Genomic DNA, 6,000 nt, shown 5'->3' with positions numbered 1-6,000 from the left:
CTCGCATCAAAATGGTTCTTATAATTCTCTTTACGCTGTCGTTACAATATGTATATGAACTTCTTTTCAATCCCCCCCGGAAAACCCCTTTCGGGACTCCCGAAGCGCCCTGCCTTATCAGCTAAGCGGGTGCAAATATAGAGAGGTTTAAATGATCCCGCAAAACAATTTTGCAATTTTTTTGAAAAAAATTACATTTCATTGATTTACAGACTTTTAATATAAGAATAATTTTAAATCACACCAAGAACCTATCAAAAATATTTCATACCTATATATAAGTGTCTGATTGCTTACAATTTACAAATGAAACAGCTTGCTATTGTAAGCATCAATTCAAGGTAGTATCTTTGGCACCATCCAAAATAAAGGAGCATAGATGATTGATATTACATTGCCAGATGGCGCAGTAAAGAATGTTCCGGAAGGAACTACACCCATAGAGGTTGCTAAAAGTATTAGTGAAGGTTTGGCTAGAAACGTGATTTCGGCGAAATTCAACGACACCACAGTCGAAACCGTAACCCCATTAAGAGAGAACGGAACGCTTACCCTATATACATGGAATGACGATGAAGGCAAAAAAGCGTTTTGGCACTCCACTTCGCACGTAGTGGCACAGGCATTGGAAGAACTTTATCCCGGTATTAAACTGACCATTGGCCCTGCTATAGATAATGGCTTCTATTATGATGTTGATTTTGGAGACCGATCCATTTCAGAAAAAGATTTTCCGACCATTGAGAAAAAGGCATTGGAAATTGCCCGTGGAAAACACGACTATAACATGAGAAGTGTTTCCAAAGCGGACGCACTTTCATATTATAAAGAGCAGGGCAATGAATATAAGGTAGAACTGATCGAAAATCTTGATGATGGAACCATTACCTTTTGCGACCACAGCACCTTTACCGATCTCTGTCGTGGCGGACACATCCCGAACACAGGAATTATCAAGGCGATAAAACTATTAAGTGTCGCCGGAGCATACTGGAGAGGCAATGAAAACAACCCCCAATTGACTCGAGTATACGGCATATCCTTTCCAAAACAAAAGGAACTCACCGAACACCTCGAACTTTTGGAGGAGGCCAAAAAGAGGGATCACCGAAAATTGGGCAAGGAACTGGAACTGTTCACGTTTTCGCAAAAAGTGGGGCAAGGACTCCCCCTGTGGTTGCCAAACGGAGCAGCGCTACGGGAAAGGTTGGAGCAGTTTTTAAAGAAAGCTCAAAAAAAGGCAGGCTACGAAATGGTGGTCACGCCGCATATTGGTCAAAAGGAACTCTATGTCACCTCAGGGCACTATGCAAAATATGGCGAGGATAGCTTCCAGCCCATCCGCACCCCTAAGGAAGATGAAGAGTTCTTGCTAAAGCCAATGAATTGCCCACACCACTGTGAAATATACAATAGCCATCCGTTCAGCTATAAGGATTTACCAAAACGATATGCCGAATTCGGTACTGTATATAGATATGAACAAAGTGGTGAGCTCCACGGTTTGACAAGGGTTCGAGGTTTCACGCAGGATGATGCCCACATCTTCTGTACCACGGAGCAATTGAACGATGAGTTCAAAAATGTGATCGACCTTACCTTATATGTCCTGAATTCCCTAGGTTTTGAAGATTTCACTGCCCAAGTATCCGTAAGGGACCTGGAAAATCCCGACAAATATATAGGCAATACCGGGGATTGGGAAAAAGCAGAGCAGGCGATTATAGATGCTGCCGAAGAAAAGGGCCTCAATTATGTAATAGAGAGCGGAGAGGCGGCTTTTTACGGTCCAAAACTGGACTTTATGATCAAAGATGCCCTGGGAAGAAACTGGCAGCTGGGCACCATACAGGTGGACTACAACTTGCCAAAGCGATTTGACCTAACCTATAAAGGGAGTGATAACGAAATGCACAGACCCGTGATGATACACCGCGCACCTTTTGGAAGCATGGAACGATTTGTGGCCCTGTTACTGGAACACACGGGGGGTAACTTCCCGTTGTGGCTGATTCCAACACAGGCTATCGTACTGCCCGTCAGTGAGAAACATGAAAAATATGCGGAAAAAGTTTTGAATTCGTTAGAAAATCACGAAATTCGCGCGCTCATTGATAAGAGGAACGAGACGGTAGGGAAAAAAATCCGCGAGGCAGAAATCAAAAAAATCCCTTTCATGCTCATTGTCGGGGAACAAGAAGAAGCCTCTTCGACCATTTCGGTAAGACGCCACGGAGGTGAAGATTTGGGAAGTTTGAGCGTAGATGCATTTTCAGACTTGGTAACTACTGAAATAAATAGTACCTTAAAGTCGTTCTAAAAAATTAAGTTTAATTAAAAAGTTTACGTCATAGCAATTAGAAGAAGATTTAGACCCCAACCAAGGAGGGAAAACAAAAACCCTCACAACATCAATGAGAAAATAAAAGCCCGAGAAGTAAGGCTTGTGGGCGATAATGTTGAGATGGGCGTTTATCCCATTTCCAAAGCAAGGGAAATAGCCAACGAACAGGAGTTGGATCTGGTGGAAATTTCACCGAACGCGGAACCGCCTGTTTGTAAGGTAATGGATTATAAAAAATTCCTTTACGAACAAAAGAAACGTGATAAGGCCATGAAGGCCAAAGCAAGTAAAGTTGTTGTAAAGGAAATTAGGTTTGGCCCACAAACGGACGACCATGATTATGAGTTCAAGAAAAGACACGCAGAGAAGTTCTTGAAAGATGGTGCCAAACTAAAAGCCTATGTGTTCTTTAAAGGACGATCAATCGTTTATAAAGACCAAGGTGAAATATTATTGCTGAAACTGGCCCAAGAACTCGAAGAGCTTGGCAAAGTGGAGCAAATGCCCAAATTAGAGGGCAAGCGAATGACGATGTTCATTGCGCCCAAGACAAACAAAAAATAAAAGCTGGACCTTGGTTCGGTATAATAAGCGGAGTTAAATACTAGGAAAATGCCTAAGATGAAAACAAAATCCAGTGCCAAAAAGCGGTTCAAGCTTACAGGAACTGGTAAAATCAAAAGAAAGCACGCTTTCAAGAGTCACATTTTGACAAAAAAATCGAAAAAGCGTAAGCTAAAGTTGACCCATTCCACTTTGGTTCATCCAGCGGATGAGGACAACATCAAAGAACAATTGCGTTTAAAGTAATCGTTCCACGGTACATTAATTATTAACCATGGAGTCAGGCTCTAAAAAGTTCTCGAAAAACAGGGACGCCTGCTACAAAAAAATGACATTATGCCAAGATCAGTAAATTCAGTTGCTTCACGAGCTAGAAGAAAAAAAGTGATGAAGCAAGCCAAAGGTTACTTTGGAAGACGTAAAAACGTTTGGACAGTAGCCAAAAATGCGGTAGAAAAAGCAATGCTTTATGCATACCGCGACAGAAGAAACAAAAAACGTACTTTTCGTTCCCTATGGATCACCCGTATCAACGCAGGTGCCAGAATGCACGGAATGTCTTACTCTCAATTTATGGGCAAGGTGAAAGCCAACGGAATCGAATTGAACAGAAAAGTTCTTGCCGATTTGGCCATGAACCATCCAGATGCCTTTAAGGCAATCGTTGAGAAAGTAAAGTAAAAAAGTCAATATAAACTTACCCCGCTTATTTAGATCCCGCCTTGTGCGGGATCTTTTATTTTAAATAAGTTCTCGACTGCGCTCGAACTGACACGATTCCGATTATTGACCATATGCGGTAACTACCAATTTTCTGCCAGAAGCATGGTTCCTATGCTCGCATAGGTAAATTCCCTGCCAAATTCCCATATTCAATTTACCTTGGGTAATCGGAACCTGAACCGAAGCCCCCATCAACGAAGCCTTGATATGGGCAGGCATATCATCCGGGCCCTCATAATTGTGCACATAATAAGGCGCGTTTTCAGGAACCATTTTATTCATGTGGCTCTCAAAATCCGTCCGCACCGTTGGGTCGGCATTTTCATTTATCGTCAAGCTGGCAGAAGTATGTTTAATAAACACCTGTAAAAAGCCCGTATTTATCTTTCCAAGTTCGGGCAATGCATCAACCACCGTATCCGTGATCAAGTGGAATCCTCTGGAATAGGAACGTAATTGTATTTCTGTTTGGTAAAAATTCATATAAAAATATGGTTTGACCCCAAATTAATATAAAGTTTACCAAAACAAGAAGCCTGTTCCATGAATAACAAATAACTTTGCAGCTTAATTAGTTGGAATGGACTTATCACAGATAAAAATGGTGGTTACCGATATGGACGGAACTTTATTGAACTCCAAACATGAGGTAAGCCCCCGTTTCTTTGAAATCTACGAAGAACTCAAAAAAAAGAACATTGCCTTTGTTGCTGCCAGTGGAAGACAGTACCACAGTATGGTGGACAAATTGGACTCCATCAAAAATGAGATTTTGGTCATTGCAGAAAATGGCGCCCTGATCAGAAAACAAGAAGAGACCATACTTACCACCCCCATCAACAAATCCGAGGTCCATCGTATTCTGGATGCCGTACGACCGCTAACCAATGTACACCCAGTGCTTTGTTGCCAAAACAATGCCTACGTGGGTGGCGATTCCAACGAATTCCTAGAAATGTTACGTGAATACTATTCGGAGTTTGAGATTGTGGACGACCAAAAGCAGATAAATGATGAAGTGCTCAAAATCGCCATCTACCATTTCGAAAACTCTGAAAAGTACATTTATCCCCATGTAAAACACTTGGAAGGGGATTTAAAAGTGAAAGTCTCCGGTGCAAATTGGGTGGATGTATCCGATTTGAATGCCCACAAGGGCTATGCACTTAAAAAGGTGATGGACGAATTTAAGATAGCATCCAACGAAATCATGGTCTTTGGGGACTACAACAACGACCTAGAGATGCTGGAACTTTCCGATTATAGCTTTGCCATGGCCAATGCACACCCCAATGTGCTAAAAACGGCCAAATATACCACCCATAGCAATGATGATTTTGGTGTGGAGCGTATTTTGGAGAAATTATTATAGACAAAAGCCCTACTGTGTAAGACCTTTGGAAGTCAACAATGACGTTCTTCTAGGACTATTTTTGATTACGTGATGCATTCTAGCAATCTGTTCCTTTGTAAAAATGTTCATAATGTGGTCTGGAGAATAGTTCATGTAGTTGGCCACCATTACATCTTCCCCTGCACAACCTAAATAAGGCTCGGAAGCACTTACTTTTTTGTCCACCGCCGGTGTATCATCACAATAATCATTTGCCTCACAATCATTTGCTCCCCAAGTATGGAGAAGACCAAGATAGTGTCCCATCTCATGGGTCAAGGTCCGGCCAAGGTTATGCCCTCCATCAACATCAGATTCCCCAAAATGTGCCCAATTTACTATAATTCCCTCGGCTCCTCCAGGTAGAGGTTCTTGAAACAAATCCGAGCCCGGAAGATCAGAAAAAGGGCCAGTTGACATCCCCAATAAAATGTTTGTGAATTCCCCATATGGAGCTACCCAAACATTAATGTAATCTTCTGAAGGCCAATAACTGAAGTGGGCAAATCTTTCGAACTCGAAATTGGGCACTTCGTCCGGGATTTCTTCCGGCCTAAATTGCTCACGCACAATACCGGTAGTATCATCACCATTGGGGTCTTTATCGGCAAGCACAAATTCAATTTTTGCATCATCTCCTTCTGGGTGATCGTTAAAGCCCCTTGTTCCTTCCTTTCGCCTAAAATCTTCATTAAGGATTTCAATTTGCCGAAGAATACGTTCATCGGATAGATTACCACCTGTGCCAATAGATTCACCTTTATGAATTACATGCACTACAATAGGCAGCCTGTATATTTTTGCCAAGGGCTCCTCGGGAGCCTTCGGATTTTCGGGAAAGGAATCATTTTCGCTACAAGAAACTAGGAGTGTAAACAAAAAAATGATAGCAGTGAGGTTTTTCATAGTATTGATAAACTAAGAAATCACTTGGTGATTTGATTGATGATGATTGATGATGGTATAGCGAAATATG

The 6,000-nt window shown here is 41.8% G+C and carries 7 protein-coding genes; 5 read left to right on the top strand and 2 right to left on the bottom strand.

All coding sequences use genetic code 11. The features are described 5' to 3' along the window. Positions 1–379: 379 nt before the first annotated feature. The 4 genes from thrS (at position 380) to rplT (ending at position 3,589) form a co-directional block, all read left to right on the top strand. The gene (gene thrS / locus SD449_RS09540; protein WP_318310230.1) at positions 380–2,320 is read left to right on the top strand and encodes a threonine--tRNA ligase; all 1,941 of its coding nucleotides are present in this window, start codon (positions 380–382) and stop codon (positions 2,318–2,320) included. 36 nt (positions 2,321–2,356) lie between these two features. Beyond that, the gene (gene infC / locus SD449_RS09535; RefSeq protein ID WP_318310248.1) at positions 2,357–2,908 is read left to right on the top strand and encodes a translation initiation factor IF-3; all 552 of its coding nucleotides are present in this window, start codon (positions 2,357–2,359) and stop codon (positions 2,906–2,908) included. A gap of 48 nt (positions 2,909–2,956) precedes the next feature. Next, positions 2,957–3,154, top strand: coding sequence for a 50S ribosomal protein L35 (gene rpmI, locus SD449_RS09530; protein ID WP_015754448.1), 198 nt, complete (start codon positions 2,957–2,959; stop codon positions 3,152–3,154). Positions 3,155–3,244: 90 nt separating this feature from the next. Beyond that, positions 3,245–3,589 carry a 50S ribosomal protein L20 gene (rplT, locus tag SD449_RS09525; protein ID WP_014033571.1) on the top strand — a complete coding sequence of 115 codons (345 nt, stop codon included), beginning with the start codon at positions 3,245–3,247 and terminating at the stop codon, positions 3,587–3,589. Positions 3,590–3,691: 102 nt separating this feature from the next. Here rplT and SD449_RS09520 read toward each other — a convergent pair whose 3' ends face one another. Beyond that, positions 3,692–4,114 (bottom strand): secondary thiamine-phosphate synthase enzyme YjbQ, encoded by a 423-nt coding sequence (locus tag SD449_RS09520; protein WP_318310226.1) that lies wholly within the window; start codon positions 4,112–4,114, stop codon positions 3,692–3,694. A 97-nt stretch (positions 4,115–4,211) separates the two neighbouring features. Between SD449_RS09520 and SD449_RS09515 the strand changes: the two genes are divergently transcribed. Next, positions 4,212–5,003, top strand: a complete 792-nt coding sequence (locus SD449_RS09515; RefSeq protein ID WP_318310224.1) for an HAD family hydrolase — start codon at positions 4,212–4,214, stop codon at positions 5,001–5,003. 9 nt (positions 5,004–5,012) lie between these two features. On the opposite strand, the gene SD449_RS09510 is transcribed toward SD449_RS09515, so the two are convergent. Continuing rightward, positions 5,013–5,930 carry a M43 family zinc metalloprotease gene (locus SD449_RS09510; RefSeq protein ID WP_318310222.1) on the bottom strand — a complete coding sequence of 306 codons (918 nt, stop codon included), beginning with the start codon at positions 5,928–5,930 and terminating at the stop codon, positions 5,013–5,015. Between the last annotated feature and the right edge of the window lie 70 nt (positions 5,931–6,000).

The organism is Flagellimonas crocea (genome assembly GCF_033441595.1).
GTDB lineage: Bacteria > Bacteroidota > Bacteroidia > Flavobacteriales > Flavobacteriaceae > Flagellimonas > Flagellimonas crocea.
Note: the sequence above shows the minus strand (reverse complement) of the source record. Positions and strands in the feature narration are given on the sequence as shown.